Here is a 17,569-nt window from a genome sequence, read left to right as displayed (position 1 = left end):
TGTTAAAAATAACAAAATAGGATTTTATTTTTACCATTTCCTAAACAAAACTCAAAAATGATAGACATACCGTGTGGCTATATATGAAGCATAGCACATATGCTTTTTGAATGAAAAAACAAACCGACTTAATTGTACTAGGCAAACAAATTCGCAAAATCAGAAAAGAGAAAGGTTTTTCTCAAGAGGGTTTTGCCAATTTCATCGAAATGAATCGGGGTTACTACGGGACTGTGGAACGTGGCGAAGCCAATATAACCATTTTAAATCTTCTAAAAATTCTTAAAGGATTAGAAGTCACACCAAATGAGTTGTTCCCGCCCTCAACTTATGTGAGCTTCAAGAGGAAAATAACTAAAAACTCAGCCTCATAAACCATAATGAGTAAGGGGCTAATCTAATGCTTGATAAAGAAGTGGGAAATTCTTAATGCCGTTGAAATAAAAACCCATGTAAAAAATGCTTGCAGGATAAGGAAAATTAATAAAGTTATAACAAAAGTACTTGTTTTCATATACTCAATATTTTCATACGATATCAGGCATTAATTATCACTAATAATGAGTGTTCATTGGGTCATTTCTAATGGTGTCAATGCCCATGTCTGTGGTGATGATAGCCATGATAGCCACCAAATCGCTTCTTAACTGGCATGTTACCTTTTGAGTCCTCTTTAGGAATGTAGGAACTGCAGGAAAACAATAAAAAGAACAAACAAATGAAAATTAGCCCTATTGATTTTTTTACTAAAGTCGAATGCTTCATACTTATTCTCTTCCCTTTTTGAGCTTATTTATTGGATGTTAAGAACATGGTCTTTTTTATTGTGGCATTTAAAAATACTTTTAGCCAAAAATTTTTTCCTTTTGAATAATCTTAAAATTTCTTCATAAAAGAATGGTAGAATCTTCGCAATAATTAAATACCCTACTTATCGTATTCCTTAACTCCAACATCTATTCACATCCTTGGCAGTGAATTCAAATAATAATTTGAACTTATATTAAGCTTGGCGAGGTATAGATTCCCTATTCCGAAAGACAACTGATTTTTTCAACAAGTAGTCATGACTGGCACTGCGTATTTCTAAACGGTGCTATATTATAAAAAGGATTTATAAAATAAGGTTAGTTGTTTTTCTATTGATTCAGCCATCACATGATTTCATTGCAAGGAGCATGGATATGCCAAAGCAGAGGCTTATTAAAGCAGTTATTGGGATAATGAGCGCGATACTTTTGTTGATCTCTTGCGCCCCATCAACAACGACCAATAATTCACACCGTGTTTCTCATACTTATGAAGGACACAACACGGGAGGAATAGGTTGGCACTAACCTGAGCAGGTATGTTTTTTGCTTTTCATCCCCTGTTCATGTAGTGCTATAGTAGGATGTTCAGTCCAAACAATTCATTGAAAAAATAATAAGGAGATTTCATTATGTTAAAACGGAATGTATTCATTTTATTGACTGCTTGCAGTTTGGTTGCCACACCACTCTTTGCAGAAGACATGTCTTCTGGTTCTCAAATGAATAATACGAATAGCATGGGAATGCAAAGCTCTAATCAGCAGTCAACCCAACTGCAAGACGAAATGAAACAAATGCAAGAAGCACTAAAACAAATGCAGGAGATGCATGATAAGCTTATGAATGCAAAAACAACGGAAGAAAAGAAATCGTTGATGCAAACACAAATGCCCATGATGGAAGAAGGCATGCATGCGATGCAAAAAGGCATGAAGATGATGAAAAGTATGCAGGATGATGCAGCTAAACAACCCGAAACGATGGAGCAGCGTACGAAAATGATGCAAATGATGATGCAAATGATGCAGATGATGATGGATAGACAAATGATGGGATGCCCCATGATGAAAAACCAATAAATGTTCTATAAGAGGCCTATGCTAGGGCACTTAAACCAATCACCAGGGCTCTATGAGATTTCTATGAGCCCTATTATAGGTCAGTAGCTCATTAAGATTGTCCCCATTCAGGACCTACCTATTTCGTCGAACTCTATTTAAAGGCGTGGCTTGATGTATCATGTGGCAAAGTGACCTATGTAGAAGCTGATTAATGAGATCTCACACAGTGTTTGTTTTTTAGATACTTTCAGGCGAGCTGTTATTAATTAGCATTTTGCTATCTGTTTTCAAACTCTGTTATATTAAAATTCCATAAAGTGATGTAAAAATAGAGAGAATAGGACGACACCTAATTCATGGGTCATGAATTCAATTGGAAAATGATGGATAAAAACACGGCTGTTGCTCAAACTCATGGAACTCCCATCGGCAGGATAATCGAAATCAATGGCCCTGTTGTCCGGATACATTGTGATGTACTACCTCCTTTGCATCAATCTCTTAAAACTTACACGGACAGTGATGAATACATTTTGGAAGTGTGTCAGCACCTTGATGAGCATCATGTGAGAGCCATCACGCTCCACCGTGCCTCAGGATTGCAAAGAGGTTTAATAGTTTATGACCAAGGCACTTCCTTACGAATTCCCGTTTCAAAAGAATGCTTGGGCCGCCTTTTAAATATTTTTGGTGAGCCGTTAGACGGAGCCCCGCCATTAGAAACCCATGAATATCGTGATGTTCTGGCCAACTTCGCGCCACTTGAAATGACGAGCACTCAAGAAACCATTCTTGAGACTGGAATTAAAGTCATTGATTTACTTTGCCCTTTCGTCAGAGGATGTAAAACAGGATTGTTTGGTGGTGCAGGAGTTGGAAAAACCGTACTCCTGATGGAATTGATGCATGCCATTATTCAATTGCATCAAGGAACCTCCGTCTTTGCTGGTGTTGGTGAGCGTATTCGGGAGGGACATGAATTGTGGCATGAGATGAAATCCGCAGGCGTAATGGATAAAACCCTCATGGTGTTTGGTCAAATGGACGAATCACCGGGAGTGCGTTTTCGCACAGGGTTATCGGCATTAACTTATGCGGAATATTTGCGTGATACGTTGGGCCATGAGGTTCTTTTTCTTGTGGATAATATTTATCGTTTTGTGCAAGCCGGCAGTGAAATTTCGGGGTTACTTGGCCGAATGCCGGCTAGTGTCGGTTATCAACCCACCTTAATGACTGAGATAGCGGAACTTGAAGAGCGCATGACATCGACTGCAAAAGGAGCAGTGACTTCGGTACAAGCGGTTTATGTTCCGGCTGATGATATGAGCGATCCGGCGGTGACCGGGATTATTACTCATTTGGATTCCATCATAGTACTCTCTCGCGCACAAGCAGGCAAAGGCATTTATCCCGCCGTGGATCCCTTAGCTTCCAAGAGTCAATTTATGGATAAAATCCTATTGGGCGAGCGACATTATTCCATTGCACAAGCCGTACGAGAACACCTGGAACGTTATCAAGAATTAGAAGACATGATTTCTATGATGGGGATTGAAGAGCTTTCTCCTAAAGACCGTGCTATTGTGTTAAGAGCACGCAAACTGCAACGCTATCTTAGCCAACCCTTTCATGTCACCAAGCTTCAAACAGGAATGGAAGGGAAATCGGTTTCATTAGAACACACATTAACTGATTGCGAATCCTTTCTAAGAGGCGATTACGATGAATTTTCAGAAGAAGAGTGTTACATGAGGGGTGCCATGGATAAAGGGAGATAACGACGGACATGGAGCTTTTTACTATCCATCTTAAGAGTGCCACACAATATGAAAAAATCGATAAGGTCATCAGTTTTGTGGGTGAGGATGCTTCTGGGCAATTTGGGATTTTAGCTCATCATAGCCGCATGATGACGTGCTTAAAATTCGGCTTGGCCTGGTTTCGTGATGAGAATCAAGAGACGGAGTACTTAGCCTTACCAGGTGCCGTGGTTTATTTCATTGACAATCAATTGCATATTGCGACAAGACATTATGTGCGACATCAAGAATACCAAGCCATACAAAGGGTCCTGGAGGAAGAATTACATTGGGAAGAAAACAACCTATTGCGCACTAAAGAAAGCGTGCATCGTTTGGATGAAGAAATGTTAAAGCGTTTATGGGAATTAAACCGGCAGAACAGCTATGGAATTTAAAAATTCAAACAAGGAACTGGAACAACAAGTGAAACGAAACGTCCGCAAAATCAATAAAGCTAAAAAAGGAAAATCAACGTTATTAGCCCAAACAGTTTACCTGGGTACTTTAGGCTTTGTTTTTGTGTTACCCATCATTGCAGGAGCCTATCTCGGGGTTTGGCTCGATGAGAAAATAAAAGGGTATTCCATGAGTTGGACCATCAATTTAATCCTCCTTGGGGTGATTATTGGCGCCATTAACGTGTATCTTTTAATTAAGGACTAACCGTGGGAGAAGAAGGATTCTTAGCGCATTTTGCCTTTTCAATCGGTGGATTACCCATCACACAAAGTGTCTTAACCACGTGGTTCATTATGATCTCCTTATTCATCATGGCATGGAGTACCACTTACAAATGCTCTCTCCTACAGCCAAGCACGTACCAACTCATTTGGGAGGGTGTTTTGAGCACCATGTACGATGCGATAAAAGAAGTATTGCCTGACCACGTTGAGCTGATATTTCCTTTTGTAGCCACCTTGTGGATTTTTATCCTTGTTTCCAATTTAATTGGTGTTATTCCGGGATTTTATTCACCAACGGCGGATTTATCGGTGACGGCATCCCTTGCGATAATGACTTTTTTATCGGTACACTGGTTTGGAATTCGTGCCGAGGGGTGGCGAGAGTATTTGAAACATTATATTAAGCCAACTCCTTTTTTATTGCCTTTTCATTTAATCAGCGAAATCTCTCGAACCTTAGCATTGGCCGTCCGCTTGTTTGGTAATATCATGAGCTTGCAATTAACCGCCCTGATTGTCCTCATGATTGCCGGATTTTTAGTCCCTATTCCAATACTCATTTTACATATTATTGAAGCCATCATCCAAGCGTATATTTTTGGCATGCTGGCCTTAATTTACATTGCTGGGGGCATTCAAGCCCATGAGCTTAAAAGCCAAGGAGAATCGTTATGAATGACATAAGTTGGTTTAGTTTAGCGTCAACCGTTATTGCAGCAATAGCCATTGCCATAGGAACTATAGGGCCGGCTCTAGCCATGGGGCGCGCGATTAGTCACGCCTTAGATGCTTTGGCAAGGCAACCTGAAGCCGAAAAATCCATCACCAGAACCTTATTTATTGGTTTGGCCATGATCGAATCGTTAGCCATTTATTGTTTGGTGATTGTTTTGATTATCCTCTTTAGAAATCCATTATTGTCTTATTTTGTAACGCAACAGGGATAAAACCAATGGAACTCTCTTGGACCACTTTTTCATTAGAACTCATTAATTTTCTTATTCTCATTTGGATTTTGAAACGCTTTCTTTATGCGCCCATACAAAAAACCATATTAGAACGAAAAAAAAGAGTGCAAGAACAATTAGAGACTGCACAAACACTGCACAGGCAAGCAACGCAATTGCAAACAACCTATGAACATCGTCTTGCCGATTGGCAACAAGAGAAAGCGACCCTACAAAACGAGTGGCATGAGGCGATGGAACGATGGAAATCAGAAGAAAGACTCCAGTTTGAAAAACAATTGCATCAAGAAAAAGAGCAGATTTTTTCCCATGAAATGCAAAAAGCCGCAGCCATCATTGAAAACAATGCCAAGGAAGCATTTCTTTTGGCTGGGAAATTTGCTGAACAATTGTTAATGCCTTTTGCGGATGCCCATCTTGAAGAGAAAATCATCAAAAAAACCATTGAGGAGCTCCATCATATTCCGACAGAACAATGGCAATGGCTCCATACTGTGCCTGAAGAAGAAACCGTTTCAATACAAACGGCCTACCCCATCCAAGAACATCAGAAACAGGATCTCTTGCAAGTTATTGAACAATTGTCACCTAAAAAAATTACAGTCTCTTTTACGGAAAATCCAAAGCTTCTCGCGGGATTAACCCTTCAAATGGGCCCCATGTGCTTGCAAGCCAATCTTCGTGATGAATTAAAATTCTTTATAGAGACAAAAAATGAATTGGTCTAACACCCCTTCTTTTCTTGAGAAGCAACGACAACGCCTTGAGCGCTATCAATTTCAAATCAAGGTATCCGAACAAGGGCGGGTGGTTTCTGTTGGAGATGGGATTATCTGGATTAAGGGCTTACCAGGGGCTGCCATCGATGAAATTCTTATTTCAGAGGATGAGTGCTGTATCGCGATGGTGTTCCACCTCACCGAAGAGCTGGTTGGCGCTGTGATGCTGGTACAAACCAAAAAATTAAAGGCAGGCACCCCTATTTTTCCTCTGAAACGCGTATTGAGTATTCCTGTAGGTGATAAACTGCTTGGGCGAGTGATTGATCCTCTAGGCCATCCATTAGACGGCGGTGAGATTCCGCCCCATGAAGAACAAGGATTACTGGATAGGCTGTCCCCACCTATTCTTCACCGTGACTTTGTGAATCGACCATTGTACACAGGAAATAAGATGCTTGATAATCTAATTCCCATTGGAAAAGGACAAAGGGAGTTACTGATTGGGGATAATGGGCTTGGTAAAAGTGCTTTGGCCCTTGACATTGTGATGAATCAAAAAGATAAAAAAGTGTATTGTGTCTATGTGTTGATTGGCCAAAAACGTTCCACGGTAAGCTCTACCATTCAATTATTAAAAGAAGCCAATGCATTGGACTATACGACTGTTGTAGTAGCCCAAGCGACGGCCTTACCAGGATTACTTTATCTGGCTCCTTTTGCAGGGTGCGCCATTGCCGAACACTGGATGAAAAAGGGCTTAGATGCCCTGGTGATCTATGATGATTTGAGTGCTCATGCCAATAGTTATCGTGAACTGTCCCTTTTACTGCGTAGACCTCCTGGACGTGAGGCATTTCCTGCGGACATTTTTTATCTGCATTCCCGTTTATTAGAACGCTCCACCTGTCTTTCCCCTGCTCTGGGCGGCGGTAGTATGACGGCGTTGCCTATTATCGAAACCAAAGAAGGTGAAATGGCCACTTATATTCCAACGAATCTCATCTCCATCACTGATGGGCAAATCTTTTTTGATGAATCCTTATTCTCTTCTGGATTTCTTCCCGCCATTGATATCACCAAATCGGTCTCACGAGTCGGTGGTAAAGCGCAGCATCCGCAAATTAAAAAAGAATCCGGTCGAATGAAACTGGATTACCTGCAATTTCTTGATTTGGAACTGTTCACCCGCTTTGGGGCGAAACTGGATGCCAAAATGCAAAAGCAGATTCAAAAAGGGCGAGTTTTAAGAGAAATTCTAAAACAAGAACGTTTTTCACCACTACCCATTGAATTTCAACTCGCATGGCTTATTGCTTACAATGAGGGTTTCTTTGACGAATTGAATTTAGAAGACATCCCCAAAATGCTCAAAAAAATAGAGGAAGAAATAAAACAAAGCACTTTATCCTTGGGAAGCCCACGAGAACAATGGAAAAAAGCGATAAAAGAATGGCTAATGGCATAGAACGGACTCATTATCCACTCCAAAGCAATGAGTATCACTTAATACCCGGATGGTATCATGACGAAACGAACCAAACTCAAAGAACATGTTCATACTTTAGAAGAAATTGGCCACATTATGACGGCCATGAAAAATCTTTCTTTCATTGAACTGGGCAAAATCACTCAATGTCTTTCCATGCAGGACAACGTCATTAAAACCATTCGTGAGGTGAGCCATGATTTTTTAAGTTTCTATCCCATGCCCCCCATGAATCAACAAGAAAATCCTCCCTTAGTTTCTATTCTTATTGGCTCAGAACGCGGCTTTTGTGGTTCTTTTAATGATAATGTACTTCATCAGTTAGACGCGCACAACGAGCAACATTCTGAATGGGAACCAGCACTCGTTCTTGTAGGGCATAAACTAGCATTAAAAATGGCTAATGATTCTCGTGTCATGGCAACAATCGATGGACCCAATGCCATTGAAGAAATCCCAGCCGTGATTTCAAACGTGTTACACACGTTAGAAAGAGCCTTATTGCAAAGAAATAAGACATGGCACTCTTGGCAATGGACTGTTCTCTTCAATGAGGAAGAGCACAATCAAATTCAAGTAAAAACCTGGCAGCCCTTTAAAGAGTTGGATATAAGTCCTGCGCCTCCTTTTTCTGTGCCACCTGTTTTGAATGGTTCCAAAGACCAGTTTTTCGCTGACTTGGTGGAGCATTATTTACTGGCCATGTGTTATGCGATTTTTTATCAATCGTTTTTTGCGGAGAATCATCAAAGACTGTTTCATTTAAACCAGGCATTAGATCGGTTAGAAAATAAAAAAAATGCATTAAACCATCGTCTTAATTTAATGCGCCAAGAAGAAATTACGGAAGAAATTCAGAATATTTTGCAAAGCGCCCAAGCGATTATTGGTCATGAGTTCACATAGAGCACTATGAGGCAAAAGTCACACCGCCTCTTTATAAGGTCTTTTTCTTATACGGGTTACAGACGACTATTAATTTCAACTGCCCTGGTTTCGATTCTCCACGGCATAAGGCCTTATATTGTTCCTGTCCCGAAATGGCGATGAGTTCGAGAGCGATTTGATACTTATCATCATAACCCATGATAAAATGTTGTTTTTCATCCGTGACCACTGAGAAATGCCCTTTGGGATATCCATAATAGTAGATTTTGATTATTAATGTGGCTTTTTTAAGAGGGATATTTTTTATAGGGGAGGCCTTTGAGTACTCCACTGAAAAAACACCATTTCGATATTGTGCTAACGAAGCAGTCGTCAATAAACTCAAGACCACACACCCTATTAAAACCATCCACTGCTTCGCCATTGGAAATTCCTCCATCCTGGCATCATAATGTTCACTACCATGTCAGAATTAGCACTTAACCGATTGATCCCTGTAAAGTATCAAAGCGTGCCGTCCCTTCACTTTTTTAAGATTCCACATAGGACATCTCTTAAAAAAGCTTCTATTATAGAATAGACAGAACCTCAAAATAGAGCAAATAACGTACTGATTTGGTTGAGTTTCTAATCCATGGAATGAATGACTGCATGAATTCCTAATCATACCCTTTTAAGTTATTGGAAATTTGTTACAGAATATGGGATAAACTAATAAGAGGCAGGAAAACAAATAATCTCAGCTTGTTCAGTGCGCTTTGGAGGGAAAGGATGCTGTTTCAATACATTAAAAAGTTTTTCCTATTTCTATGGGTTCAAGCAGTATCTATTTCTTTCCTGTTGGCGATGGCTTCTGTTTCCTTTGCTCAACTCACAGCACAAGACCATGCTGCCCATCATCAAGGAGAAAAAGAAGGCGAGGGAATGAGTGGTATGATGAAAAATATAGGGACTCCCTCTAAGGAACTTTACCCCTCTTTAATGAGTTTACCCACATTATCCCCCGAAAAACGCCTTGCAATTCAACAAAAGGCACATCAACGCATCACATCCGGCATGGCGCTCATGAAAGGTGGACTTAACGAGCTTTTGTTGGCATCCAACAATAACGATTACGCTAAAATGCAAGAAGCTTTAGAGAAATTACGGGAAGGGATTGCGCAATATGAGAGTGCACTGGCCGCACTTCGCGCACTGTCTGAAGGAAAAAATCCAAGCGACATCGCCTTGCAGTGGTTTAAACGAGAAATGAATCTTCTTCCAAGTAGTCCGCAAGCCGAGAGTGTCTTAGGTGGGCCTTTTTTTCATTTAACGATTATCGCTCTATTTGGTCTGTTTTTTTTGGTCATGATTTGGATGTATTTTTTCAAAATGAGAAGAGCTGCTGCTCTGCTCGATCGCTTAACCAAACAAAATGCGGCTGTATCTTCGCAGACACCACCCCAATTCTCAAAAGCACCTGAACCAACCCCTTCCTTAACATCAGTAGAGCCCATTAAATCCTCTCAAGTTTCTAAAGTGCCATCAGAAACTGCCCCAACTATGCCTCCTACCTGCCCCGCTCATAAATGTCCAGTCCCGCAATTTCCGGTCATGAGATCACTCACCGAACCGGAAGAGAAATGGGAAGGACAACTTCGTGTTTGCCGTATCTTTCAAGAAGCACCAGGAATCAAAACATATCATTTGGCATCAACCCATGAGGTGGCTTTGCCATTTACCTATTATCCTGGCCAGTTCATTACGCTCACCGCCTTAATTAATGGTAAAACGATAAGACGCAGTTACACCATGGCCTCCACCCCAACCCAATTGCATTATTGCGCCATTACGGTCAAGCGGGAAGAACAAGGCTTGTTTTCCCGTTATTTGCATGACGAAATTAAGGAAGGGGATTTACTGGAGGTGATGGGGCCTAATGGTAAATTTACTTTTACTGGTGAAGAGGCAAAGAGCATCGTATTGATTTGTGGCGGGGTTGGTATTACCCCGATGATGAGTATCATCCGCTACCTCACCGATATTGGATGGCACAATGACATTTATTTGCTGTACTGTTGCCGCACGACCAGTGAGTTTCTCTTTCGCGAAGAATTAGAGCAACTTCAAGAAAGATACCTCAATCTCCATGTGTATGCGTCGATGCTGCGTTCAGAGGGAACCATTTGGATGGGGTTACAAGGCCTATTTACCAAGAATATTATCAGCCATCTTGTCCCTGATATTGCCTCACATCGTATCCACGTTTGCGGTCCTCCTGCGATGATGGAAGCCATCCTTGGTAGCTTAAAAGAGCTTAAAGTGCCCGCTGATTTGATTCTAACAGAAGCATTTGGACCAGAAAAGAAACCAGAAATAGCTCAAGAAGACTTAGTCACCATCAAAGCCGAAACCCGTGCGATGATTTCTTTTCGGAAATCTGAAAAAATGGTTCCAATTCTGCCGGACTGTACCCTTCTTGAAATCGCTGAAGCCAATGGGATTGCTATTGATAATGCGTGCCGAACCGGGCAATGCGGGTTATGTAAAGTGACCTTGCTGTCAGGGGAAGTGACCATGGCTTGTGAAGATGCGCTTTCAAAGGAAGACAAACAACAGGGGCTTATCTTAGCCTGTCAGGCCAAAGCGACTCAAAACATTGAGGTGGATGCTTAATGAATGCGCAAGGACGAATGATGGTTTTGGGGTTAGTACTTCTAATGCTTATCACATGGCTAGGCTTTGCAGTCCATACATCTTCTCGTTTTGCCGGGAGCTTTTGGGGTGGCGTTTTTGGCGTGAGTGGCTCGATATTGATGCTCATTCCGCTACTCTACCTCTTTATTAAACGTATTTCATTTTTGAAAAATTGGGTAACACACTATGTGTCCATGAATACCCTGTTGTCGTGGCATATTTACACAGGTATTATCGGCTCGATTTTAGTCTTGATTCATACAGGGCATAAATTTAATAGCGCTTTAGGTATTGCTTTGACTGCTATGACGCTCATTGTCACGCTCAGTGGTTTTATTGGCCGTTATCTCATGGGCTTTATGACTCAGGAAATCGATGAAAAAAAGACTATCCTTTTGGGATTACAAAAGCAATACCAAATCGTAGCTCAAGAATTACAAGAAAGCGCACGCTCCAAGCAAAACATCGGGAAATTACATCTTATGACAGCTCGCTTTCTTTCCTGGCTGCTTGAAGACACCGCACTGGATGGTCAGTTAATCAAGTCGGCAGAAGTACGCGCTTTGTGTTTAGCAGATGCCATCTCTGAGCTGGAATACGCCATACGTTTTCACGAGCACTTCAAGCGCCTGTTTCAAAAATGGTTAACCTGTCACATTATTACAGCACTGGTATTGTATGTTCTGCTGGGTTTGCACGTTTGGTCTGGAATTTATTTTGGATTAAGGTGGTTTCAATGAAGCTGAGATGGGCTACCCTCGCTGCCCTTACCGTAATCGCGGCACTGTCTTTTATGGCCTATTATCTGTCTTCTCATGGAGATGAGGTGAGCAGTTTGACGAACGTGGCGGAGTGGCAAAGAATGGCAAGCCCCGGAGAACTTTCCAAAGCCCACTCGTTTTTAAGTCACAACTGCACTGCGTGTCACACTCCAGTGAAAGGGGTTGAGGCAGCGAACTGTATCGTCTGCCATGCCAACAACGAATCTCTGTTAAAACGCCAGCCAACCTCCTTTCATGCCAACATAGGCAGTTGTGTTGAATGTCATAGAGAGCACCAGGGCAGAACGGCACGTATTACGCAGATGGATCACAATGCTTTGGTTTCGTTAGGACTTCAGCAACTTCGTGCCTTTTCAAATGCAAATGATGAAGAAGAACAGTTGATTATTAATCAGGTGACGCTCTTTTTAGCGCAGAATGAATCCAATAGGCCAACCGTATTGGTCAACCCCCATTTATCACCTCAAGAACTGACTTTACGCTGTGCCTCTTGCCATCAAAACAAAGACAAGCACTTTAAGTTATTTGGCGACGATTGTTCTGCTTGTCATGAAACGGCTCATTGGAGCCTCTCTGAATTTAGGCACCCATCTCCGAGTTCAATGGATTGTGCTCAATGCCATCAAGCGCCACCCAGTCATTATATGGAACATTTTAATATGATTTCAAAAAAAGTGGCTCATGAGCATGAAGCCCGTGTCGATCAATGTTTCCTTTGCCACCAAACCACGTTGTGGACTGATATTAAAGGAGTTGGATTTTATAAGCATCATTGAGGGACTCTTTCTCTACAACGGAAAATTTTATAGGTGCCGTAACAATTTGTTATGGCACTTACCAGGACTATTGATTGGGTGACTGTTTCTGCATCGGTATTTGATGTTGCAACAACATAGGCATACCAGCAGGTGTTTGAATATATCCTTTATACCAATACACAGTGGCATAATAAGCACTACAAGTCATGCCCAAAATCGCAAAGAGAACGATGAACCAACCAAAGACTTTTGCTAGCGAAATACCACGTCCTTCGTTATGTGACGCCCATGCTATCAAAATAATACCCAATGCTATTGCAATAAGAGACAACATCTGAGCCACATGAAATAAGAATGCTTCACCTGACATCATTGGCATCTGGAAATAGCCTGCATACCAGTATTTAATCGCATAATAAGTACTGCATAGCTCCCCTAGAATCCCGATAATGACAATCAACCATCCAAATATTTTGGCTAATCCAATACTTTTTCCTTCATTACGTAATGCCCAGACGACCAACATGATTCCAAGCGCTATTGCGATAAGGCCGAGCATCTCGGCACTGTGAAACATAAACATCATGGTGCACCTCCTTTGCTGTCTTGTTGTTTACTAATACGAGGTATAAACCCAGGAGTAACTGCAGCATAGTGTTTATATTCCTCACCAAACTCCGCCAAAACCTCTTTTTCTTCCCTACGCGCGAGACGAACATACATATAAACTAATATAGGAAACATGATTAAGGTCAGAATGGTTGGCCATTGCAATAAAAAACCAATCATCACCAGAATAAACCCATCGTATTGCGGATGACGAATTTTGGCGTACAGCCCACTGGTTGCAAGTTGATGCGCCTTTTGAGCACGATAAAGAGTACCCCAGGCTGATGCAATCATCCAAAGACCGCCGATAATGAAGACAAAACTTAAGATATGAAAGACATCAAAATGGGGATCACCTTTCAAGCCAAGCAAGGTATGGAGTAAATGGCCACTGTCATGACCATATAAATCCATTCCAGGATAATATTTAGAAAGCCATCCTGACAGCAAATAAATGGTTAAAGGAAAACCATACATTTCGGTAAAATAAGCGATAACAAACGCAGAAAATGCACCAAAGGCGCGCCAATCTCGCCTTGTTTTAAACGTGGTGGTAAAACTGTATGCAAACAAAATGAAAATCGCCGAATTGACAATGACTAATAACCACAAACCATAGGCATAAGAAGTATGTTCCATTTTCGATTAGTCCTTATTCTCAGAAGAATCGTTGTCCTCGTCATCCGATTTATGGTGATGATTCTCTCCATGCCCCCCATGTCCTCTATGCATAAAAAGATGCATCAATGGACAGAGTAAGACTAACAGCACCAATGGTGAAGCGCCTAAAAAGCTTGCTATGTGAGCACCATGCTCTACAATCAAGTAATAGCCAATAATCCCAATAATGATGATGGCCATTAGACCGGAAGGAGAACTCCAGAAGCCCTTCTCTTTTTGTGGTTTTGGTGATTTCGGGTGGTGCCCAAATGCAGGCGACATGATGTGCACTCCTTTGACTCAGTAATTTGTATTAGTATAGTTCATCCTTCTAAAGGATTGCGCCAGTCAGGTATCATTTCATAAATTGATCAATTTATGAACTTCAGTGCTATCTTGTCTATACTTAAATAGATAAGTATTGGATTTAGAGTAGCTTAATCAGCTCTTTTACAAGGAGCGGCAATATGTGGACTTTAAAGACGTTGAAGGGGTTCTAAACGCTAACCGTCGAAATTTCCGGACTAAATTCAACCACTTTTTTCTTTTTTACTCCATGCAAAAAAACTTTGTTTATTATTGCATCGAGATCAATGATTTTATCACCAGAAAAAATAAAGTGTCCCTGAAAATGGATATGTTGCCAAGCTACAGGCGAAATTTTCTTCAACAGTGCTAATGCCTTATGATCTCCCTCAGCTTCATATTTGAGTTTGAGCTTGGATAGAATTGCCGAATTATAATGAATAATGGCATTAGCAATAATGCCTGGCACATTGGTTGCTGATCTCAATTTCACGATCTCCCCTGCCTGATAATTGCTTTTTACCATAGGCGGTTGCAATAGCCATACGTAGTTGATGATAGGATTCTACCCGATTTTGAGAACGATGTATGTCTCGTTGCAATTTTCTGTTTTGCAAATATTTCAGGGTATAGATGCTACGGATCAATTTATCGTATTCAAATAATGCCTTTCTGGTTTTGTTTGAGGCGCTGTACGTGCATAATTTTTTAATCAGAATGCTTTGAGTGATTTCTTTACAGCCTAACGCTTTGATAATCGGTTCCAGATTAGGCCATTCATCCTCAATAAGTTGGCGATCAATTTTGTCTACGGGCTTGATTAACCAATCTGCATATTGTGATAGATCATCATCACAGTAAAGATGCTTGAGCTGGGCTTGCAAATTGGTAAATCTAAGGCACAGTTTACCACCAAACCAGTCCATCACAGCAAAGTTAGCTTTATTAATAAGATGCATATCACCTGTAATGGCATCAGGTATGACGCTGCTGGTGTTATTATACCAAATGTCAAAAGTGAAATAACTTTCATGTTCATGAGCACCAATCAGTTCAGTTTGCAGCGGGATATGGTTGACTAGCAGCGTATAAGCCACAACGCCTTTCCCTTTTTTAAAATATTTTTTTGAACGCCTTGCTTTCAGTGTAGGTCTTGCCACTTCAAATTTCTGGCCATCAACACCACCATAAAGAATAGCCATATCCAACGAGTAATCAGGAAAAATAGGCATTTGTGCAATATCATCCCCAATCATATCGTTGGCTTTTTTTAATGTTTGCAATCGCACACGGGATTGGTAAACGTCCAACAAACTGGCATAAGGAATATCAGAAATTTCTGCCATATTAAGATTGCCGTTATTCAACGCTTGAGCGATAATCACTGCATTCAGAGTGTTTTCATCGGCAAGCAATTTAACATAGCGAGGTTGTATGAGGGTAAAAGCAGATGAATAACGACTCCGTTCATTAACAAATCGAAGTACATCCGTAATATCACACAAGGGCAATTGTTCATAGAAACGGTGTTGAGCATCTTCATCGCGTTTGTCATCACTCGATTTTTTTAGATGGAGCGTTTGAGTTTGTTCATCATGGTACAGATGCTTGAGCTTACCTTGAGTAAAATCAGTATTAAATTTCAACCATTCTGATCGCAATTCAGCACAACGTTCGTCTAGTAAGTCCTTAATAGGCTTTCTCAATGCTGGAATATCTAAGGGTTCCACTAGCGCCCCTTTGTCATTGGCTGAATTAAGCTCTTGTTAAAGCGAGCGATTCTGTACACTGTCTGCCAAATAGAATTCTCCTGCTTTAAGCCGTTTCTTCAGTTGACGATAAATCCAAAATTCATAGCGATCGGCATGGAATTTTTTCTCACCCTTGGCATTCGCATCAAACAAGTATTTTTCCAAGCGTTTTTGCCTGGTTTTTTCGGGGTTTGCGGTGACTGGATATTGGTTTATCGTTTTGTTGGCACCAAATAGCTCCTTAAGCCAGGTAATTGCCTTAAGCCAAGGACTTTCATCTGCAGTACTTGAGAAATCAATGGCCATCATTAATGGTCGTAACTGCAACTGACATCGATGAAATAAAGTATCAACCAGTTTCCATTGAAAATCGATAGGCTTAAGCTCCTCCTCATTTTCTTCGGGTATTTTATGGCGAAGCTCTTCTTCAGGGATAATGGTTTCAAATGCTTTTTTGCGTACATCGCCAAAGCTGAGTTGATCATGTAGCTCTTGGTTGATAAATAACCGTGCAAATCGACGCATAACAAAAGAATCAATTTGTTTGCTTACCGCGTAGTCCGTATAGGCATCTTTTGTTTTTTCTTTAAGCTCTGCTTCAAATTGCTTGAGGCTCAGGAAAAAAGCGTCTATTAAATTATCATTCAACTGAAGGTATCGTAAAGAGAGATAACACAGAAGATAAAGATAGGTCTGCTCAGATTTTAATTTCTTCCGTAATTCATAGACATCATAATAATCAACAAGACTTGCGTAGTAGCGAATATTTTGCTGAGAAAGATTAAGTGTAGGCAAGAGCGATTTAGCTAACTGATACAGGGGTTTTATCGAAATCGATTTTTCGCGCTCAGCACTGATCATGCGTGCTTTAAAATCCTTGGTATCCTGCTTGAGATCTGCTAATCCAGAAAGCGTTTGGGCTTCTTTTTCTAGCAACAATTTTTGCAAAGCGGATTTATCATCTATCGTCAGGGATTCTCTAAGAATTACCTCTAGCCGATTGCGTTCAGCATTTAAGACTTTGCTCACAATCGTTTGCAAAGTGGTATATCCAGGACGCAAGATTTTCTTTTTCTGCATAAAGGCTAGTAATTCGATGACGATAAATTGTGGACTAACATCACGGCGAAGAATCTGTTGTGCCTGGGCAGTCAATAATGGTTCAAACTCTTTTGACCAAGACTGGTAACCAAAATGCGTCGTAATCGCAGTGCATTGTGCATAATATTGGTGTTTGCTGATAGGGGTTGGAAGAAATTGTTGTTCAGGAAAATATTCCTGCATAATGAAATCAATATCTTCCTGTACCTCGTCCCACTTAAATGGAAAGAACCGATGTTTCGCCTTGAAGTAACCTATTTGAATAGCGCAATGGACTTTAGTTGATAAATTATCACGGCTACGCATCAAGATTTGTTCTTCAGGGGTGAGATTGAGATAGTTCGAGCGCTGAACATCATCAAAATCAGGGATCTCATACAAAGCAGCTTGCTCTGCCTCAGATAAAATGGTTAATCTTTCATTGCTTGCACGCATGATAAAAAATCTTAATTAAAAAAGAGACAATATGTTACTAAAAAACTCTCCCTAAAGAATACCTTT

Annotated in this window: 18 protein-coding genes and 1 pseudogene; 14 read left to right on the top strand and 5 right to left on the bottom strand. The window is 40.8% G+C overall.

The window, feature by feature from the left end; all coding sequences use genetic code 11:
* The first annotated feature begins 110 nt into the window (after positions 1-110).
* From EL201_RS05560 to EL201_RS05515, 11 genes are all read left to right on the top strand, one after another.
* Positions 111-374, top strand: a complete 264-nt coding sequence (locus EL201_RS05560) for a helix-turn-helix domain-containing protein (RefSeq protein WP_013101369.1) — start codon at positions 111-113, stop codon at positions 372-374.
* Between the two features lie 810 nt (positions 375-1,184).
* Positions 1,185-1,337, top strand: coding sequence for a hypothetical protein (locus tag EL201_RS15650; protein ID WP_165481402.1), 153 nt, complete (start codon positions 1,185-1,187; stop codon positions 1,335-1,337).
* A gap of 104 nt (positions 1,338-1,441) precedes the next feature.
* The gene (locus EL201_RS05555; protein ID WP_013101367.1) at positions 1,442-1,891 is read left to right on the top strand and encodes a hypothetical protein; all 450 of its coding nucleotides are present in this window, start codon (positions 1,442-1,444) and stop codon (positions 1,889-1,891) included.
* A 365-nt stretch (positions 1,892-2,256) separates the two neighbouring features.
* Positions 2,257-3,654: a F0F1 ATP synthase subunit beta gene (gene atpD / locus EL201_RS05550; protein ID WP_013101366.1), complete on the top strand. Its 1,398-nt coding sequence runs from the start codon at positions 2,257-2,259 to the stop codon at positions 3,652-3,654.
* Between the two features lie 8 nt (positions 3,655-3,662).
* On the top strand, positions 3,663-4,073 hold the full coding sequence (locus tag EL201_RS05545; RefSeq protein ID WP_011946151.1) for a F0F1 ATP synthase subunit delta/epsilon: 411 nt from the start codon (positions 3,663-3,665) through the stop codon (positions 4,071-4,073).
* Positions 4,063-4,341 carry an AtpZ/AtpI family protein gene (locus tag EL201_RS05540; RefSeq protein WP_011946150.1) on the top strand — a complete coding sequence of 93 codons (279 nt, stop codon included), beginning with the start codon at positions 4,063-4,065 and terminating at the stop codon, positions 4,339-4,341. The genes EL201_RS05545 and EL201_RS05540 overlap by 11 nt, the downstream gene beginning before the upstream one ends.
* A 41-nt stretch (positions 4,342-4,382) precedes the next feature.
* The gene (locus tag EL201_RS05535; protein ID WP_224750874.1) at positions 4,383-5,036 is read left to right on the top strand and encodes a F0F1 ATP synthase subunit A; all 654 of its coding nucleotides are present in this window, start codon (positions 4,383-4,385) and stop codon (positions 5,034-5,036) included.
* Positions 5,033-5,308 carry a F0F1 ATP synthase subunit C gene (locus EL201_RS05530; RefSeq protein WP_011946148.1) on the top strand — a complete coding sequence of 92 codons (276 nt, stop codon included), beginning with the start codon at positions 5,033-5,035 and terminating at the stop codon, positions 5,306-5,308. The genes EL201_RS05535 and EL201_RS05530 overlap by 4 nt, the downstream gene beginning before the upstream one ends.
* Positions 5,309-5,313: 5 nt before the next feature.
* On the top strand, positions 5,314-6,057 hold the full coding sequence (locus tag EL201_RS05525; protein ID WP_013101364.1) for a F0F1 ATP synthase subunit delta: 744 nt from the start codon (positions 5,314-5,316) through the stop codon (positions 6,055-6,057).
* Positions 6,044-7,516 (top strand): F0F1 ATP synthase subunit alpha, encoded by a 1,473-nt coding sequence (locus EL201_RS05520; RefSeq protein ID WP_010946783.1) that lies wholly within the window; start codon positions 6,044-6,046, stop codon positions 7,514-7,516. The genes EL201_RS05525 and EL201_RS05520 overlap by 14 nt, the downstream gene beginning before the upstream one ends.
* 57 nt (positions 7,517-7,573) lie before the next feature.
* Positions 7,574-8,443: a F0F1 ATP synthase subunit gamma gene (locus EL201_RS05515; protein WP_013101363.1), complete on the top strand. Its 870-nt coding sequence runs from the start codon at positions 7,574-7,576 to the stop codon at positions 8,441-8,443.
* 31 nt (positions 8,444-8,474) lie between these two features.
* On the opposite strand, the gene EL201_RS05510 is transcribed toward EL201_RS05515, so the two are convergent.
* On the bottom strand, positions 8,475-8,849 hold the full coding sequence (locus EL201_RS05510; protein ID WP_013101362.1) for a hypothetical protein: 375 nt from the start codon (positions 8,847-8,849) through the stop codon (positions 8,475-8,477).
* Positions 8,850-9,196: 347 nt separating this feature from the next.
* Between EL201_RS05510 and EL201_RS05500 the strand changes: the two genes are divergently transcribed.
* From EL201_RS05500 to EL201_RS05490, 3 genes are read left to right on the top strand one after another with little or no spacing between them, the layout of a single operon-like run.
* On the top strand, positions 9,197-11,080 hold the full coding sequence (locus EL201_RS05500) for a 2Fe-2S iron-sulfur cluster-binding protein (RefSeq protein ID WP_013101361.1): 1,884 nt from the start codon (positions 9,197-9,199) through the stop codon (positions 11,078-11,080).
* Positions 11,080-11,841, top strand: coding sequence for a hypothetical protein (locus tag EL201_RS05495; protein WP_013101360.1), 762 nt, complete (start codon positions 11,080-11,082; stop codon positions 11,839-11,841). Before EL201_RS05500 ends, EL201_RS05495 begins: the two co-directional genes overlap by 1 nt.
* The gene (locus EL201_RS05490) at positions 11,838-12,659 is read left to right on the top strand and encodes a cytochrome c3 family protein (protein WP_013101359.1); all 822 of its coding nucleotides are present in this window, start codon (positions 11,838-11,840) and stop codon (positions 12,657-12,659) included. Before EL201_RS05495 ends, EL201_RS05490 begins: the two co-directional genes overlap by 4 nt.
* A gap of 67 nt (positions 12,660-12,726) precedes the next feature.
* Here the strand turns inward: EL201_RS05490 and EL201_RS05485 are convergent, their stop codons facing one another.
* The 4 genes and pseudogenes from EL201_RS05485 to EL201_RS05470 form a co-directional block, all read right to left on the bottom strand.
* Positions 12,727-13,227, bottom strand: coding sequence for a hypothetical protein (locus EL201_RS05485; protein ID WP_016356848.1), 501 nt, complete (start codon positions 13,225-13,227; stop codon positions 12,727-12,729).
* Positions 13,224-13,889, bottom strand: coding sequence for a methyltransferase family protein (locus EL201_RS05480; RefSeq protein ID WP_013101357.1), 666 nt, complete (start codon positions 13,887-13,889; stop codon positions 13,224-13,226). The genes EL201_RS05485 and EL201_RS05480 overlap by 4 nt, the downstream gene beginning before the upstream one ends.
* 6 nt (positions 13,890-13,895) lie before the next feature.
* Positions 13,896-14,192, bottom strand: a complete 297-nt coding sequence (locus EL201_RS05475; protein ID WP_013101356.1) for a DUF2933 domain-containing protein — start codon at positions 14,190-14,192, stop codon at positions 13,896-13,898.
* Between the two features lie 292 nt (positions 14,193-14,484).
* Positions 14,485-17,503 (bottom strand): annotated as a pseudogene (locus EL201_RS05470) (Tn3 family transposase); the annotation flags it as partial.
* Positions 17,504-17,569 lie beyond the last annotated feature (66 nt).

The organism is Legionella pneumophila subsp. pascullei (assembly GCF_900637585.1).
GTDB lineage: Bacteria > Pseudomonadota > Gammaproteobacteria > Legionellales > Legionellaceae > Legionella > Legionella pascullei.
The sequence above is the reverse complement of the archived record's forward strand: the minus strand, read 5'-3'. Positions and strand labels throughout refer to the sequence as shown.

Bases quoted from the DNA above. Each gene is read 5' to 3' on its own strand.
- EL201_RS05560 (WP_013101369.1), top strand. From the start codon at position 111: ATGAAAAAACAAACCGACTTAATTGTACTAGGCAAACAAATTCGCAAA.
- EL201_RS15650 (WP_165481402.1), top strand. From the start codon at position 1,185: ATGCCAAAGCAGAGGCTTATTAAAGCAGTTATTGGGATAATGAGCGCG.
- EL201_RS05555 (WP_013101367.1), top strand. From the start codon at position 1,442: ATGTTAAAACGGAATGTATTCATTTTATTGACTGCTTGCAGTTTGGTT.
- atpD (WP_013101366.1), top strand. From the start codon at position 2,257: ATGGATAAAAACACGGCTGTTGCTCAAACTCATGGAACTCCCATCGGC.
- EL201_RS05545 (WP_011946151.1), top strand. From the start codon at position 3,663: ATGGAGCTTTTTACTATCCATCTTAAGAGTGCCACACAATATGAAAAA.
- EL201_RS05540 (WP_011946150.1), top strand. From the start codon at position 4,063: ATGGAATTTAAAAATTCAAACAAGGAACTGGAACAACAAGTGAAACGA.
- EL201_RS05530 (WP_011946148.1), top strand. From the start codon at position 5,033: ATGAATGACATAAGTTGGTTTAGTTTAGCGTCAACCGTTATTGCAGCA.
- EL201_RS05525 (WP_013101364.1), top strand. From the start codon at position 5,314: ATGGAACTCTCTTGGACCACTTTTTCATTAGAACTCATTAATTTTCTT.
- EL201_RS05520 (WP_010946783.1), top strand. From the start codon at position 6,044: ATGAATTGGTCTAACACCCCTTCTTTTCTTGAGAAGCAACGACAACGC.
- EL201_RS05515 (WP_013101363.1), top strand. From the start codon at position 7,574: ATGACGAAACGAACCAAACTCAAAGAACATGTTCATACTTTAGAAGAA.
- EL201_RS05510 (WP_013101362.1), bottom strand. From the start codon at position 8,849: ATGGCGAAGCAGTGGATGGTTTTAATAGGGTGTGTGGTCTTGAGTTTA.
- EL201_RS05500 (WP_013101361.1), top strand. From the start codon at position 9,197: ATGCTGTTTCAATACATTAAAAAGTTTTTCCTATTTCTATGGGTTCAA.
- EL201_RS05495 (WP_013101360.1), top strand. From the start codon at position 11,080: ATGAATGCGCAAGGACGAATGATGGTTTTGGGGTTAGTACTTCTAATG.
- EL201_RS05490 (WP_013101359.1), top strand. From the start codon at position 11,838: ATGAAGCTGAGATGGGCTACCCTCGCTGCCCTTACCGTAATCGCGGCA.
- EL201_RS05485 (WP_016356848.1), bottom strand. From the start codon at position 13,227: ATGATGTTTATGTTTCACAGTGCCGAGATGCTCGGCCTTATCGCAATA.
- EL201_RS05480 (WP_013101357.1), bottom strand. From the start codon at position 13,889: ATGGAACATACTTCTTATGCCTATGGTTTGTGGTTATTAGTCATTGTC.
- EL201_RS05475 (WP_013101356.1), bottom strand. From the start codon at position 14,192: ATGTCGCCTGCATTTGGGCACCACCCGAAATCACCAAAACCACAAAAA.